The following is a 15933-nucleotide window of genomic DNA, read 5'->3' as shown; positions in this document are numbered from 1 at the left end:
TATGGGCCTCACTTCCTCTGAAAACCTGCAAAAAACCTGATCACGCCGCTTGGAATGGTGATGCAAGTCCATTAGCATCCGAGACACCGGTGAGAAAGCGCGTTTTCCGCTGGTGAATAGTCAACTTCTAGAAGGATATCCAACCATGGCAACTGCAAAAAAAGCGCCGGCTAAAAAAGCCGCCCCGGCCAAGAAGGCCGCTGCACCGGCAAAGAAGGCCGCTCCTGCGAAGAAGGTCGCTGCACCCGCGAAGAAAGCCGCTCCGGCCAAGAAGGCTGCTGCTCCGGCAAAGAAGGCCGCTCCGGCCAAAAAAGCCGCCCCGGCCAAGAAGGCAGCTCCGGCGAAAAAGCGCACGCCCAACGCCGCGTTCATGAAGGCCATGACGCCCAGCGCTGCATTGGCCGCCATCGTGGGCTCCACCCCGCTGCCACGCACCGAAGTGACCAAGCAGGTCTGGGCTTACATCAAGAAGAACAAGCTGCAGGACGAAGTGAACCGCCGCATGATCAACGCCGACGCCAAGCTGAAGGAGATCTTCAAGAAGGCCCAGGCTTCGATGTTCGAAATGACCAAGATGATCAACGAACACCTGAAGTGATCAGGCCCCGGGGCTCCGCGCTTCGCGCAGAGCCTTCGATCAAAAGAGCCGGCGCAAGCCGGCTTTTTTTCGTCTGGACGCGACCAGCGCTGCCGAAGGGTCACGGCAATCGGATGCCCCTGCAGAGCATCACCCAAATGTGAGAAACTGAAAAAAACCTACCCCCAATGAGGTATGACAGCTCCACCCCCACAGCCCAGCATGCCGGTCAGCGGTTCAGGTCATGAGGACCTGACTCCTCCGTTGCCGCTGCAATACAACAGGGTGGTCCTTGTGATGGACTTGGTGGAATCGGTGCGTCTGATGGCGGCAAACGAGTCGGCGGTGGTGAACCACTGGCACGGCTTTCTCAGCCATGCACGAACGCAGGTGCTGCCCCAGCGGCGCGGCCGACTGGTCAAGAGCCTGGGTGACGGCATCCTGGCCGAGTTCGACCAGCCCGTCGACGCGGTGCAGGCGGCCCACGAGCTCCACCGCTTCTTTGCCCCCCTCAACCAGACCCTGCCGCCCGCCGAGCAACTGCACCTGCGGGCGGGCATCAACGCCAGCCACCTGTATGTCGATTCCGAAGACGTGTATGGCCACGGCGTGAACCTGGCTGCGCGCGTGACCAGCCTGGCCGATCCGGGGGACACGGTGGTCACAGCGGCCGTGCGCGATGCCATCGTGGACGGGGTGGACGGTGAAGTCGAGGACATGGGTGAGAGCTATCTCAAACACTGGCCAGAGCCGGTGCGCACCTGGCTGGTTCACCCGGTGCGAGACGGCCAGGTGGTCTGGCGGCCCGCGGCGCGCGAGGCCGCGCCCGTCGACTTCCGGCCCTCCATCGCCGTCATCCCGTTCGAGGCCCGCAACCCTTCGCCAGAACACTTCGTCGTCGGCGAGCTCATTGCCGACGGCGTGATCGCACAGCTTTCTCGCACCCAGGACCTGCGCGTGATCTCACGCCTGTCCACCACGGCCTTTCGCAACCGCAGCGCCAGCCCCGGCGAAATCGACGCCCGCCTCGACGCCGCCTTTGTGCTCAGCGGCAGCTACGCCACCCTGGGTGACAGGGTGGTCATCATGGCCGAACTGTCCGACACGCGCCTGCATGAAGTCGTGTGGGCCGAGCGCCTCGGTGGCGACACCCTGGACCTGGTGCAGGAGCAAAGCGAACTGCTCAACACGCTCACCACCGCCTGTGCCAACGCACTGCTCCATGCTGAAATTCAGCGCAGTCTGGTGCTTCCCCTGCCCAAGTTGGACAGCAATTCGCTCATGCTGGGTGGCATCACGCTCATGCACCGCTCGACAGCCCGCGATCTGCAGCGCAGCCAGCGGCTGCTCGAAGCGGTGGCGGAACGCCACAAACGCGTGGCGGCACCCCGGGCCTGGATGGCCAAGTGGCACATCATGCAGGTGGTGCAAGGCCTCGCGGCCGATCCGGCCAGGGAGTTCCATCGGGCGATCGACATGGCCGACCGCGCGCTCGATCTGGAGCCCTCCAGCTCGCTGGCCATGGCCATCAAGGGCCATGCGCTGTGTCACTTGGGCGAGGACGTGGACGCCTCGCACCGCCTGCTGCAGGAAGCCACCCAGAGCAACCCGAACGACGCCATGGCCTGGCTGTACAACAGCGTGTGGTCACAGATGTGGGGCACCCCCACGGATTCGATGATCGAAGCCGAAAACGCCCTGCACCTCTCGCCGCTGGATCCGCAGAAATACTATTTCGAGATGATGCTGGCCAACAGCTACCTGGCGATCGGTGACTACGGCCGATCCATTGCGCTGTGCAAGAGCTCCCTGTGCAAAAACAGGTACCACCTTCCGACCATCAGGGCGCTGCTGTTCGGGCAGTATGAAGCAGGTCTCACCGACGACGCCAAACAGACATTCGAGTTGTTACGGCAGCTCCAACCAGACCTGACGGTGAGCCGATACCTCGCGTCAGGGAGCCAGAGCAAGACAAGGCAACACGGTGCACGCGTTCTGAGTGCATTGGGCTTGCCTGAACACTGAACTTCAACACCAGGATAGGAGTGCATATGAGCGGAGGGTATAGCGGCGGGTATAGCGGCGGCTACTCAGGGGGCTATAGCGGTGGCTATTCAGGCGGGTACTCGGGTGGATATTCGGGCGGTTACAGCGGAGGCTACGGATCAAGCCTGGAATCCCAGGCCATCGATGTCAGTCGCGCGGCCATCGCCGGCCCGTTCCAGAGTGCCGTTCTTCACCCGGGGACGCCCGGTTTTGATCACCCTGACAATCTGAAGCTGTGGGCTGACGGCCCGCGGATGACCACCTGCTTCGAAGAGCTGTTCGAAGGTGTGTCCGTCACGGTGAACAAGAGCCGAAAACAGGCGTCGATGCGTTTCGCCAATCTCAATGGCAACACCATCAAGAACAAGACGCTGGTGGATTTACAGGGGCCGGACAAAGACTTGCTCAAGCAGCAGTTGGAACTGGTGGCCGCCTACGCCGACCTGCGTGGCGACCGTGGAGCCGAGATCATCGACCAGTTGACGGCACCAGTCGGTTATTGGTCTGCCGTGCTGGGGCTGTCGGCCCATCGCCACAAAAAAACCATCCAGCTCATCGAGATCACGCTGGCGCTGTGTGTGCAGGTTGAAATGCGTTTCAAGCACATCTTCGCCACCCTGCGACCGGTCGAGTTCTCACCACAGATTCAACCCATGATCCCGACCCCGGGGCATGGCAGTTGGCCCAGTGGGCATGCCACCGAGGCCTTCGCCGTGGCCCAGATGCTGCAGTCCTTTATGAATCAGGCCCGGCCTGGCAAGAAGGATGGCGAGAACAGCCAGGTACAACTGCAACGCTTGGCCGCACGCATCGCCGTGAACCGCACGGTGGCCGGTGTGCACTTCCCGGTGGACAGCGCGGCCGGCCGCCTGCTGGGCTGCAGCCTGGGCGAGTTTTTTGTGGCCCGCGCAACAGGTGGCAGCGTCCGGCTGCGTGGGTTTGACAGCGCCAGGTTCGTCGAAGCCGATGGCTCACCCAAAGACTTCAAACTCAGCGACCCGTTGGACGCCGGTGCCTACAGCGTCAGTGGCCCGGCGATTGCGCTCCCCAAGGCTGACACCCTGGCTTGGCTGTGGCAGGAAGCGCTGAAGGAATGGGCATGAGACGCCAGGCACCGATGCCTTGGGCAGATTTGCCCAGGGGCGAAGTGACAGGCATCGACTGGTCCGCCACCGGAGCCATCAGCGGCGCTGACCCTTATCTGGCGTGGGCAGAAGCCGATCGATTCGCCGGTTATCGCCTGGGGGAAGGCGCAGCAGCCAAACCCCAGTGGTTGCCGATTGCCATCGAACTCCATCAGGACTACGGCGTCCAGGATCTGCTGCTGGCCTCTGACGTGAAATGGCTACAGGTGTCCAAGGCTTATCTGCAAGTACACGGACTGCGTTTCTGCACAGCCCGAGCGGCCAAGGGATTCTTCAAGGCGCTGCGCAAACGCCCTGCGCTTTCGGCCATCATCCGGCGTTTCGAGCTGGGGCTGCCTGTGGAGGAACACACTGGGCCGTTGAAAGACCCGGCCACCCCACACAGCACGCCAGATACGGAGCGGCCAGCACTGGACGGCAAGGTCCTGGGCATCATCGACGGGGGCCTGGCTCTCGCCAATGCCGCCTTCCTTCGCACCGATGGACTTCCCCGAATTCGCTATTTCTGGCGTCAGGACGAGTTCGATGGCCCCCACGGGCCAGGCATGGGACGCAGCCTGCGTGCCAGACTGGATCCGGTGCGCAGCGGTCCAACGCCATCGGTGATGGGATACGGCCACGAACTGACAGCGAAGGCGATACGGGACGCCATGGACCGTTTCACCATCAACGGAGCGGTCGACGAGGATGACCTTTACGACTACCTGCAGTTCTGGGACCTGAAGCACCCCGTCAGCCACGGTACTCACGTGGCCAGTCTGGCCAGCGGCCCTTGGCTGGCCACGGCCCGCATGAGTAGCGCAGGGCACACGCCCGACATGACCCCAGCCTATGATGCGGCCAGCCAGGCACCGTTGATTGCGGTACAGCTGGACTGGTCCAATGTCGTCGATACGTCGGGCGGGGCCATGAACGTGAGCATTCTGGATGCGCTCATCTATATCCTGAACCGCACAGCACCCAGCGCCCAAGTGGTCGTCAACATCAGCTGGGGAACGCTGGCGGGCCCGCACGATGGCACCTCGGTGCTGGAAGCTGCCATCGAACAGCTGATTGCCTTGCGCGGCCCCGAACATCTGCAGGTTTTTGTGCCGGCCGGCAACGGCTACCAGGATCGCACCCACGCGAACAAAACGCTGGCTCCTGGGGAGTCGGTTGAACTGTCATGGCACGTCCAGCCTGACGACCGGACACAGAGTTTTCTGGAGCTCTGGCTGGGTGATCCGGATTTGCCCGAAAAGGCTCTGCAAGATGTGCGTATCGAAGTCACCCTGCCCGGAGGGCGGGCGCTTGAAGCTTTGACGACCGGCAATGCAGGCTGCTGGCCCTCTTCCCAGAGCCCGCAACTGGCACTGGTGTTTCCCCACCGGACCGCCTTGGGTCGGTACGGCTCTTGCGCCCTGCTGGCGCTGTGTCCAACGGCGTCCCACAACCCGGCTGACCGGCTCGCACCAGCCGGCACCTGGCGGGTCAAGATCAGCAATGACGGCGTCCACCCGGTGGTGCTCGACGCCTACATCGAACGGGACGATGTGGCTCTGGGTACACATACCGGAGCCCGTCAGTCCTACTTCGATGGGAACTGCTACGACACCAGCGGCAATATTGAAAGTTTCGTGGACGAACCGGACAACCCGACGGCGATCCGACGCAGCGGCACGTTCAACAGCATCGGCACCGGGCAAGCCACCGTGTCGGTCGGCGGCGTGCGCTTCGCCTCCAGTGCCTTCGATCCGGCAGCACGCTACAGCCCCAGACTGCCGGACCCGGATGCCACACGGCTACCACAGCGCTACAGGGTCGCCAAAGTACCCGATGCACTGGCGGTTTCCGACGAGAGCACCGCACTCTGGGGTGTCCTGGGTGCCGGTAGCCGCAGTGGCAGCGCCGTGCGGCTTTTCGGCACCAGCTGCGCATCGCCCCAACTCGCCAGGGCGCGGTTCGACCGGCTTGAGTAAGCACTCTTCAGGTCGGCTCAACCGGCTTGGAGATGGGCCGACCAGTCGAGACGCCCACCCACCTTTCCCGAAAACAGAACAAACAGCCGTTCACCAACGCGCCGGTAGCGGCTTCAGCAGCCAGATCCAGCGCTCGCGCACGGCGATGTAGCCGCCGCTCTCCAGGTCTTTCAGCAGGCGGCTGACCATCTCGCGCGAACAGGCCAGGTGCTGCGCCATGGCCTGGTGGGTGATGCGTTCGCCCAGCATGCGTTCACCGTGTGGATCGGGCGCCTGAGCCATCTTGTTCAGCAGGCTCACCAGACGACCGTAAACATCGATGAGGGCCACGCTGCGCGCGCTTTCAGTGGCCAGGCGGGCGCGCCGGATCAGACGACCCAGGAGTTCGAGGGCAAATTCGGGGTGATCGGCAATGTAGCCCAGCAACGTGGCCCGGGTCACCACGGCACAGGTGCTGGCCTCGGTGGCCTCGACATTTGCCGACCGGGGGCCGCCGTCGAGCGACATTTCGCCCACGTATTCCCACGGCCCATAGGTGCCGAGGGTGAGTTCCTTGCCGCTGTTGTCGGCCAGAAAGGCCCGAAGCCGGCCCTTGAGAACGACGTAGAGCGTATCGCCGGTTTCCCCTTCCTGGATCAGCAGCGTCCCCCGGCGGTAGAGACGCGGCACCCCGAGGGCGGCCAGAGCCTCAATGTGTGATGTGGACCCGGGTTTGGGCGATAACGCGGCGGCAAGGGGCATGGATGCTCATGGTTGTGCGAACTCCATGGCATTGTGAGGCATCGGCGAAACGATGCGCAAGGCGGGCACCACCGGCGGCAGGCTGTTGACGCGCTGCATCATCAGCCGGATGCTGGGACAGCCGGTTTTTTCTCGCAGCGCCTTGATCTGGCTGCGCACCGTGGACTGGACCACGCCGTGTTCGGCGGCGATGTCGGGAATGGACAAGCCGCGGCACAGACCCATCAACACCGACTCTTCGCTGGGGCTGAGGTTCTGCGCCCGGGCGAACAGGCGCACAGCCAGGTTCTCGCTGGCGCCCTGTCGGGACAACAGCACCAGCACCGACGGCGAGTCGGTCTCCAGGGGATGGCTCAGCGGGATAAAGGCCAGCGACAGTTCCCGGGACACGTTGCGAAGCGAAACCAGCCTGCGTTGACCCCGCAGGGCTTGCTCCAGCGCCTGCTGGATCTGCAGAGTGAACTCGGTGGTGGTACCCAGCAGCGTGTTGCCGTGGTTCATGATCAGCCGGGCGCTGATCATTTCGTGGCGCGCCAGATGGTTGGCATGACGCAGACGGCCCTGCGCATCGATCACCAGCACACCGTAGTCGATTTCGTCCAGCACGCGCAGCAGGAGCGCCTGCTCCAGACCGCCCTGCGTACCCAGGCCCGCTGCCGAAAAATGGCTGCGGGTGGAGATGGTTTCATTGGCTTGCCACATGTGACGTTCCTCCGTCGTGTTGATGGAGGAACTTTAGAAAAAAGGCGGCCGGACAGATAGCGCGTGGTTGCCCGGCGTTTTGTGATCTATTTACATTTCGCCGAGAAATCGGCCTGAAACAGGTCTTATGCCCGCGCCTTGTCGCGGATGGCCGACAAGGTGCCCCGCGTGGTGATGACTTCTTCACTGAGCATCACTTCGATCACCGTGCCGCCGGGCGCCGCCAGGGCACGCAGCAGCGCGGGCTCGAATTCGGCGGTGTGGGTGATCTGCTCCGCCGCGTAACCGTAGGCCCGGGCGAGTGCACAGAAGTCCGGGTTGTTCAGGTCCGAACCGCTCACGCGCGCCGGGTACTCGCGCTCCTGGTGCATGCGGATGGTGCCGAAGGTGCCGTTGTTGAGCAGCAGCACGATGCTCTTGGCGCCGTGCTGCACGGCCGTGGCCAGCTCCTGACCGTTCATGAGGAAGTCGCCGTCGCCCGCGATGGTGAAGGCGGTGCGCCCGGTGAGGATGGCCGCTGCGATGCCCGCGGGCACGCCGTAGCCCATGGCGCCGTTGGTGGGCGCGAGCTGGGTCTTGTGACCTTTGACCAGACCGTGGTATCTGAAGAAGCGGTGCAACCATGACGCAAAGTTGCCCGCGCCGTTGGTGAGCACGGCATCGGCCGGCAGGTGCTGCTGCAGCGTGTGGATGAGGGCTGGCATGTCGATCGTGCCGGGCAGCACGATGCCCCCGTTGCCCACGTCCACGTTGGCCTCGTAATCGGCGTGGCAGGCCTGTGTCCACTGGCCCCAGGCGACACCGGGTGGCGCGGTCAAAACCTCCAGGCTGCGCGCTGCCGCGTTCATGGTGGCGTTGATCGCCAGCGTGGCCTGGTAAACGCGGTTCAGCTCTTCGGCGCTGGCGTGGATGTGCACCAGTTTCTGTTTCGGCACCGGTGCTTCGATCAGCGTGTAGCCGCCAGTGGTCGATTCGCCCAGTCGTGGGCCGATGGCGATCAGCAGGTCGCTCTCGCGCACACGCGCGGCCAGCGCCGGGTTGATGCCCAGACCGATGTCGCCCGCGTAGTTGGGGTGGTGGTTGTCGAAACAGTCCTGGAAGCGGAAGGCGTTGGCCACCGGCAGTTGCCAGTTTTCAGCAAAGCGCTGCAAGGCCGCAGCCGACTGCGGCGTCCAGCCACCTCCGCCGGCGATCACCAGCGGGCGCTCGGCCTGCAGCAGCAGTTCGCGCAGGGTGCGCAGCGCGCCCGGGTCGCTCCAGGCCTGCACCGGCTCCACGCGCGGCAGCGGTTCGACGTCCACGGTTTGCGTGAGCATGTCTTCGGGCAGCACGAGCACCACCGGGCCGGGCCGGCCGTTTAGGGCGGTGGCGAAGGCGCGGGCCACGTATTCGGGGATGCGGCGCGGGTCGTCGATGCGCTCCACGCGCTTGGCCATGCCCTTGGTGCTCGGCCCAAAGAAGCTCAGGTAGTCCACCTCCTGGAAGGCTTCGCGGTCGCGCGCGTCGCTGGCCACATCGCCGATGAACAGCACCATGGGCGTGGAGTCCTGGAAGGCGGTGTGCAGGCCGATGGAGGCGTTGGTCGCGCCCGGTCCGCGGGTCACGAAGCAGATGCCCGGTCGCCCGGTGAGCTTGCCCTGGGCTTCGGCCATGAAGGCCGCTCCGCCCTCCTGCCGGTTCATCACGAAACGGATGCGGTCGGCGTGGGCATGAAAGCCGTCGAGCACGGCGAGGTAACTTTCGCCCGGTACGCCAAAGGCGTGGGTCACACCCTGGGCGATCAGGCATTCAATCAGCAGGTGGCCGGCGAGTTTTTGTGTCATGCCGGCATTGTGCCGCGGGTCGAAATTCAGACTGTCCTGCGGCCGACACCCACAGCCGCATAGACCGATATGAACAGCACCACCGCGGCGCCGGCCAGCGTGAGCGCGTACCAGCCGCGGTCCATCAGGGCGCCAAACACCAGCGGCGAGATCGCAAAACCCACGTCCAGACCCGAATACACGGTGCCATAGACCCGGCCGGTTGCGCCTTTGGGCGTGGCTTTCTTGATCATCATGTCGCGGCTCGGGCCACCCACGCCGACGGCGAAGCCGGTGGCGGCCAGCGCCACCATGGTGCCGGTGGCGCCCAGCCAGCCGGTGGCGCACAGCAGCAGCAAGGCCGCACCGCAGGACATCGAGACCGCCACCACGCGGTCGCTGGAGAACCGGTGGCTCTGCCCATAAGCCGCCACGAAGCCGCCGACCAGCATGCCGCCGGCGCCGCACAGCATGTAGGCGCTGATGGTCAGCGTCGCCGCTTCGACGCTCACGCCGTACAAGCTCTTCAGGATCGACGGGGCAAAACTCTGCACCACCGCGAGCGTCATGGTGGACAACAGAAAAAAGGCAAAACACCACCACACCACCGGCAGTTTCAGATAGGCCAGCTCGGCGCCCTTCGGTGCGTCGGCGTGGCGCACGTGCACCTCGGTGCGCAGCTTGTCGCGCTGCCAGAACAGCAGGGCCAGAACGGCCACGTAGAGCAGCGCGGCGGCGTGGTACGCGGTGCGCCAGTCGGTCAGCGCGGTGATGCCGACCAGGAACGCGGGCGCCAGCGCCCAGCCCAGGTTGCCGGTGAGGCCGTGGGCACTGAAGGCGTGGCCCAGGCGCGGCGCCGACACGCGCTGGTTCAGGATGGTGAAGTCCGCCGGGTGGAACGGCGCGTTGCCCAGTCCGGCCAGAGCGGCCACCAGCACCAGACCCATGTAGCCCGTGACCATGGAAGCGGCCAGCGACGCCAGCAGGAAGCAGGTGATGGCGGCGAACAGCACCGGCCGCGCACCGATACGGTCCACCACGAAGCCGGCCATGGCCTGGCCCGAACCCGAGATGATGAAAAAGATGCTCATGAGCAGACCGACGTCGGAAAAGCTCAGGCCGAAGTCGCGCATGAACACCGGGAACAGCGGGGCGAGCAGCAGGTGGGAGAAGTGGGAGGTGCCGTGCGCCAGGCCGACGAGGCCGATCACGGAAGCATCCTGCTTGAGGGGAATGGGGTTGGCCGGCGCTGTGGCGCCCAGGGTGGCGGTGTTCATGCGGCCAATGGTAGGGTGGGCAGTTGGGGCTGTTATGCGATACAAAGACAATTCCTGTCGAATTCCAGCCAAACCACCCTGCCCCACCCATGAAACCCCGCCGCCCGCGCCAGGCCGTCCCGGTCGGCGACACCGACCCCTTCGAACCCACGCCGGCGCGGCCGGTGCGCTGCCGCGCACGCGCCATGGGGCACGACACCCAGTTCGAGCCGCACCACCACCCCTGGGGCCAGCTCGCCTGCTGCGCCAGCGGCCTGCTGCAGGTGACGGTGGCGGCGCCGTCGTGCGAAGGCGGTGAGCGGCCTGGCTACGAGACCACCACCATCGTTCCACCGTCGCGCGCGGTCTGGATTCCGCCGGGGGCGCGGCACGCGGTCACCATGCTCGAAGCCTCGCAATTGCACACCCTCTACATCGATGCGTCGGTGGTGCCGGCGGACTGGCGCTGTTCGCGCGTCCTGGTGGTGTCGCCGCTGCTGCGCGAGCTGGTGCGGGGCATGGACCAGCCGCACGCGCAGCCAGCACCCCAGCAACAGGCCCTGGCCACGCTCGTGCTGGCCGAGATCGCGCACGCGCCGACCCAGCCCCTGGGTGTGCCCATGCCCGACCCACAACAGGGCGACCGCCGGCTGCGCGCGCTGTGCGAAGCCGTGATGAACGCACCGGCGCAACACGCCACGCTGGCCGCCTGGGCGGCGCACAGCGGTGCGAGCGAACGCACGCTGGCACGGCTGTTTCGCGAAGAACTGGGCACCGGCTTCCAGCGCTGGCGACAGCAGGTGGTGCTGGCCCATGCATTGCCCATGCTGGCGCGCGGCACGCCCGTGAGCCAGGTGGCCGCGGCCAGTGGCTACGCGAGCGACAGCGCCTTCACCGCCATGTTCCGCGCCGCGCTGGGCCAGCCGCCCACACGCTTCGGGCCGGGTCGACCAGCGTCCGCCTGATCAGGCGGGCCGCTCGACAGGCAACACCTCCCAGACCCGCTCCTTGGGCCGGCACAGGCGCGTGCCCAGCGGCGTGACGACGATGGGCCGCTCCACCAGCACCGGGTGGTTCACCATGAAATCGAGCAATTGCTCATCGCTCCAGTCGGGCCGGGCCAGATCGAGCTGCGTGTACAGATCGCCCTTGGTCCGGATCACGTCACGCGGGCGCAGGGCCATGGCTTTCAGCAGGCCGGCCAGCTGTTCGCGCGTGTAGGGTGTCTTCAGGTACTCAACCACCAGCGGGTCGAAGCCCGCCTCGCGGACCATGGCCAACACGTTGCGCGAGGTGCTGCAGGCGGGGTTGTGGAAAAAGGTGATCTCGGAGTTCTTGGGCTTCATGTCGGTGCTTCGGTGGAGGCTGGCGAGAGCATAGCGCCCGCTCACGGTGCAAAGTGCCCGGCCATCGGGCGCTGGCGACCTTGTCACGCCCCTGTCACGGCCGGCCCGTATCTTGCTGATCTGAAGTCACACGCGCAGGGAGCACCATATGGCCAACATCGAACGGTTCGCCAAAACACCCAAGGCCTGGGACGCGCTCGCACGCCCGGGCCAGATCGGGCGCAAAGCCCACAGCCTGCTGCTGATGGCCAATGGACGGCGCAGCGAGCGGGAGCTTTCCATGCTGCTGGGGGATGACGTCTCCGAGCTGGCACACGGACTGCAGCTCCAGGGTTACCTGCAGCCGATTCCGCTTGTGATGTACAGCGACGGGGACAACACCCTCAACAGCTGATCGCCCCGGCGCTCAGAGCCAGCGCTTGAGCAGCCCCATCACCTGGTCAAAGCGCTTGCCGTACGGCGGGTAAAACAGGCTGCCCATCGCGAAGCGCGACTGCACCAGCACCGGCTTCTGCTGCGTGAAACGCAGGAAGCCGGTTTCGCCGTGGTAGGCGCCCCAGCCACTCTCCCCCACGCCACCGAACGGCAGGTTGTCGTGGGCAATGTGCAGCAGCGTGTCGTTCACGGTCACGCCGCCGCTCACCGTGTTGCTCAGCACGTGGTCACGCGCTCCGGTGTCGCTGCCAAACCAGTAGAGCGCCAGCGGGCGCGGCCCGGCGTTGATGGTGTTGATGGCGTCGTCCAGTTTTCTGTAGGTCAGCACCGGCAGGATGGGGCCGAAGATCTCCTCGCGCATCAGGCGAAGACCGGACGGGGCATCAAACACCAGGACCGGGTTCATCTGGCGCTCCTGGGCCACCGTGTGTGCCCCCTCCACAACCGCGGCACGAATCTCCACCACCCGCGCACCCTGTGTCCGGGCCTCTGACAGCAGCGACTGCAGGCGCGCATGGTGCCGGTCGCTGAGGATGCTCGTGTAATCGGGATTGCCGCCGATGGTGGGGAACAGGCGCGCCACGGCCGCGGCAAAAGCCCGCTCGAACTCGGCCTCGCGGCCTTTCGGCAGCAGCACGTAGTCGGGTGCGATGCAGGTCTGCCCGGCGTTGAGCAGCTTGCCGTGGGCGATCTTGATGGCGGCGCCGGCGATGTCGCATGAAACGTCGATGATGCAGGGCGACTTGCCGCCCAGCTCCAGCGTGGTCGGCGTGAGGTTGGCGGCCGCGGCCGCCGCCACCTTGCGGCCCACCGCGGTGGAACCGGTGAAGAACAGGTGGTCAAACGGCAGGCTGGCGAACTCGTGCGCCACGTCCGCCCCGCCCTGCACCACACACACCTCGTCGGGCGCAAAGGCCTGGTTCAACACCGCGGCCAGCAACGCCGAGGTGTGCGGCGTCAGCTCGCTGGGCTTGATCATCACGCGGTTGCCCGCCGCCAGCGCCGTGGCGGCCGGGCCCAGCGTGAGCTGCAGCGGGTAGTTCCAGGGGCCGATGACCCCGATCACGCCCAGCGGCTGGCGCTGGATGTGCGCGCTGGCGGGCTGCAGGTAGATGGGTGTGGACACGCGCCGCGGTTTCATCCACGCGCCGGTGTGCTTCTCCAGGTCGCCCAGCAGCGCGCGCAGCACAAAGAAGTCGGCCACCTCGGTGAGTTGCAGGGAGCGCACGCCGAAATCGGCCTGCACCGCTTCGGCCAGCGCCGCGCCGTGCACGTCGATCAAGGCCCGCATGCGCTGCAGGCGGTCGAGCCGAAGCGCCAGCGGCACGTCGATCTGGGAGCGGCTGGCCCGGTACTGCGCGTCAAACAGGGCGCGCATCGGGAGGTCGGGCGGGGTCTGGGTCATGGTGCCATCATAGAAAAGACGTCGCCCCGGAGATAGGGGTTGTGCCCCTATCAGGCCGGAACCGCTTCGGTGGCGACGACGCAGGCGTGAGCGGGAGCGCCGGGCACGCCCTTGACCACCGCGTCGATGGCGGCATCGACCACCGGACGCACCGCCAGCGGCCGCAATCCGCGCTGGCGGATGAGCTTTTCGCAGCTGCGCCGGGTCATGGTGTGCGGGTGCCCACCCCGGCTGGTGAACAGGAACAGCGTGGCCCGGGCGTTGGCCCAGACCAGCCGGGCGCGCAGCCACTGTCCGCTGGCCTGCAGATCCACCCAGTCACCCACATGCAGGCTGGCGAGCACGCCTGCGGCTTCCATCCCCACATCCACGTCATCGCCCTCTTCGCTGGATGTGGACAGAAGCGCTGCCGCGGGGTTCTCCACCACCGGAGCCTCCGCAACCGGTGCGTCCTCGAACCCGGCCTCGACCCGCTCACGCGCCGCGAGCCAAGGCGTTTCTGCCACCTGTGGCCTGGGGGCTTCGGCCAGGTTGTCCGCTTCGGGAAAGGTGACGACCGGGCTTTCGAGTGCCGCCGGCATCGAAGCCCCGGCCTGAGACCGGGCGCTGGCCCGACGCAACGCCAGCACCGGCTCGTGGTAACGGATCAGGGCATCGAAGAAAGACGCTGTTTCTTCCGCAGGCTTGTCCAGCACGGTCAGCCCGGCGCGCAGTCTCTGCAGCAGGCGAGGCAGCATTTCGAACAGTTTGCGCGGCTGGCGCAATGTGACTTCGTGCCGCACGCTCCACAGCAGATCCGGGATCACGGCCCGGAAGCCCATCGGGTCTGGGTCCCCATCGGGGTGGCGCAGCTGCGCCTCGGCGATCACCAGCGACCAGTTGCCGTAGAGGAAGTCCAGCACCACCGCGGGCGCGTTGAAAACGTCGGGCCGAAGACTGATTTCCCACGCCACCTGGTCGGCCAGGGCTTGGCGCGCCTCGGCGAAACGCAGGGCCTGCAGGTGCTGCTCCTGGGTGGCAGCCTCGGCCTGATCGACGTTCGCCCAGTCTTCCTGCAGGTGTTCCAGCGCCACCGCAAAGGGCTCGGGGGTCGCGCCCGGCAGGGCGTTGAGGGCGTTGACGGCCTCGCGCACCGGCGCATGGAACTGCTCGAACTCGGCCGAGAACTCATCGTTGAAACGGAAGCTGCGTTGCGCGACCTGCTCGACCAGCAGACGGGCCGGGTGCTGGTCCTTGGCAAAGAAACGCGGGTCGTCCATCGCCAGCCGCAACAGGGCCGGTTCCAGCGCCACAACCGCCTCGCGCACCGGCGCCAGCAGCAGCGGATCGCGCGCCACCTGGTTGACCAGTTTGCGCACCAGGTCTAGGCCCACGGCCTGCGACACGCGTTCGGCCTGCTGTTTGAGGTCGAGCAGCACCCGTGTGCGCTCATGCGGGGCGGCGTAAGGACCCCAATGGTCCGATCCCAGCTGCGAACCGATGCTGACCGCACGCGCAGGCCGGTCAACAACAGGCAGGCCGCGAAACTGCACACGCTCGCGATCAACCACCACTTCGTCCAGCAGGGGCAGATCCGCCTGGGCCTGGGCGATCCGCTGCTCGCGCGTCAGCTGCTCGTAATAGCCCGAATCGAGGGCCTGTTCGAACCGGTCGCCGCGCTCGGCCAGGAAATCGTGGAATACACGATGGTCCAGCCGGGTCTGGGCGCCGGCCAGGGCCGTCATGGGCGGCAATGGTTCGCTCTGTTCGCCGGATCCGGCCGCGGTGGGCGCCAAGGTCTGGGCATCCCAGTTCAACAGGTCGCGCCGGGCTGGGGCCGAGCCCGGGCTCGCCTGCGGATCGTCCACCAGCCGAATGCGGTAACCCGCCTCCTGCACATTGGCCTGCTGCAGCCGCAGCGCCAACTGCTCGTAGAGCTGGCACAGCCCGCGACCGAGCGGGGCGGCCAGGTGCTGCAACCACAGAGAGCGGATCTCGGGATCGCGTTCGATCTCGGCGATGAGGTCGCGCAGCACCCGCACAAACACCGAAGGACGCAGCGGGTTCTTTTCCACCTGCACGGTCTCGAAGCCAATCAGCGAACTCATGCGCGCATCCAGCGCCGCCAGCGCCTGCTCCACCACCGGCATCAGGTCCTGCAGCAGACGGGCCGACTCCAGCGATTCGGACACCGACAGGTCATCCACCAGCGCCAGCAACGAGGAGTCGGACAGCAGAGCCAGCGACGAGGTTCGCCCGTCTTCGTCCCCTCGCTCGAAGGCCTCGCGCAGACGCACCGGGTAGGCATCGGTCAGCGCGCCCCGGTGCTGCATCATGGCCCAGCACGCGCGGGCGATGCGCTGTCGCTCGCCCACCTCGCCAGCTTTCGCCTCGGACGCCTGCAGCGAGTTCACCGCCGCATCGACGCAGCGACCCAGCAAAGGTTTCGCCTGGCGGGCGACCTCATCAAAACATTGATCGAGCAAGTGTGACGAATTCGGCATATATCCTCGAATTTATACCGTCCGCCTCTTGTTCGAA

Annotated in this window: 13 protein-coding genes; 6 read left to right on the top strand and 7 right to left on the bottom strand. The window is 65.9% G+C overall.

The window, feature by feature from the left end:
• Positions 1–145 precede the first annotated feature (145 nt).
• The 4 genes from AC0GNO_RS02255 (at position 146) to AC0GNO_RS02240 (ending at position 5726) form a co-directional block, all read left to right on the top strand.
• A complete protein-coding gene (locus AC0GNO_RS02255; RefSeq protein ID WP_177139822.1) occupies positions 146–598 on the top strand; it encodes an SWIB/MDM2 domain-containing protein in 453 nt (150 codons plus the stop codon).
• Positions 599–874: 276 nt separating this feature from the next.
• Positions 875–2602 (top strand): adenylate/guanylate cyclase domain-containing protein, encoded by a 1728-nt coding sequence (locus AC0GNO_RS02250; protein ID WP_472902784.1) that lies wholly within the window; start codon positions 875–877, stop codon positions 2600–2602.
• 275 nt (positions 2603–2877) lie between these two features.
• On the top strand, positions 2878–3726 hold the full coding sequence (locus AC0GNO_RS02245) for a phosphatase PAP2 family protein (RefSeq protein ID WP_290966446.1): 849 nt from the start codon (positions 2878–2880) through the stop codon (positions 3724–3726).
• On the top strand, positions 3723–5726 hold the full coding sequence (locus AC0GNO_RS02240; RefSeq protein ID WP_472902783.1) for a S8/S53 family peptidase: 2004 nt from the start codon (positions 3723–3725) through the stop codon (positions 5724–5726). Before AC0GNO_RS02245 ends, AC0GNO_RS02240 begins: the two co-directional genes overlap by 4 nt.
• 90 nt (positions 5727–5816) lie before the next feature.
• Here AC0GNO_RS02240 and AC0GNO_RS02235 read toward each other — a convergent pair whose 3' ends face one another.
• The 4 genes from AC0GNO_RS02235 to AC0GNO_RS02220 form a co-directional block, all read right to left on the bottom strand.
• Positions 5817–6467: a Crp/Fnr family transcriptional regulator gene (locus AC0GNO_RS02235; RefSeq protein ID WP_472902782.1), complete on the bottom strand. Its 651-nt coding sequence runs from the start codon at positions 6465–6467 to the stop codon at positions 5817–5819.
• Between the two features lie 6 nt (positions 6468–6473).
• The gene (locus tag AC0GNO_RS02230; protein WP_472887211.1) at positions 6474–7169 is read right to left on the bottom strand and encodes a helix-turn-helix transcriptional regulator; all 696 of its coding nucleotides are present in this window, start codon (positions 7167–7169) and stop codon (positions 6474–6476) included.
• A 125-nt stretch (positions 7170–7294) separates the two neighbouring features.
• Positions 7295–8992 carry a thiamine pyrophosphate-binding protein gene (locus AC0GNO_RS02225; RefSeq protein WP_472902781.1) on the bottom strand — a complete coding sequence of 566 codons (1698 nt, stop codon included), beginning with the start codon at positions 8990–8992 and terminating at the stop codon, positions 7295–7297.
• Positions 8993–9018: 26 nt separating this feature from the next.
• Positions 9019–10248 carry an MFS transporter gene (locus AC0GNO_RS02220; RefSeq protein ID WP_472902780.1) on the bottom strand — a complete coding sequence of 410 codons (1230 nt, stop codon included), beginning with the start codon at positions 10246–10248 and terminating at the stop codon, positions 9019–9021.
• Between the two features lie 89 nt (positions 10249–10337).
• Between AC0GNO_RS02220 and AC0GNO_RS02215 the strand changes: the two genes are divergently transcribed.
• Positions 10338–11192: an AraC family transcriptional regulator gene (locus tag AC0GNO_RS02215; RefSeq protein ID WP_472902779.1), complete on the top strand. Its 855-nt coding sequence runs from the start codon at positions 10338–10340 to the stop codon at positions 11190–11192.
• Here the strand turns inward: AC0GNO_RS02215 and arsC are convergent, their stop codons facing one another.
• A complete protein-coding gene (gene arsC / locus AC0GNO_RS02210) occupies positions 11193–11573 on the bottom strand; it encodes an arsenate reductase (glutaredoxin) (RefSeq protein ID WP_472902778.1) in 381 nt (126 codons plus the stop codon).
• 148 nt (positions 11574–11721) lie between these two features.
• Here arsC and AC0GNO_RS02205 point away from each other — a divergent pair, with 148 nt between their 5' ends.
• Positions 11722–11967, top strand: coding sequence for a hypothetical protein (locus AC0GNO_RS02205; protein WP_177139808.1), 246 nt, complete (start codon positions 11722–11724; stop codon positions 11965–11967).
• Between the two features lie 12 nt (positions 11968–11979).
• Here the strand turns inward: AC0GNO_RS02205 and AC0GNO_RS02200 are convergent, their stop codons facing one another.
• Both AC0GNO_RS02200 and AC0GNO_RS02195 read right to left on the bottom strand, forming a co-directional pair.
• Complete coding sequence (locus AC0GNO_RS02200; protein ID WP_472902777.1) at positions 11980–13413, bottom strand: coniferyl aldehyde dehydrogenase; 1434 nt, start codon at positions 13411–13413, stop codon at positions 11980–11982.
• Positions 13414–13463: 50 nt separating this feature from the next.
• A complete protein-coding gene (locus AC0GNO_RS02195; RefSeq protein ID WP_472902776.1) occupies positions 13464–15896 on the bottom strand; it encodes a DUF1631 family protein in 2433 nt (810 codons plus the stop codon).
• Positions 15897–15933: the final 37 nt, after the last annotated feature.

It is taken from the genome of Hydrogenophaga sp. L310 (assembly GCF_055703065.1).
The sequence above is the reverse complement of the archived record's forward strand: the minus strand, read 5'-3'. Positions and strand labels throughout refer to the sequence as shown.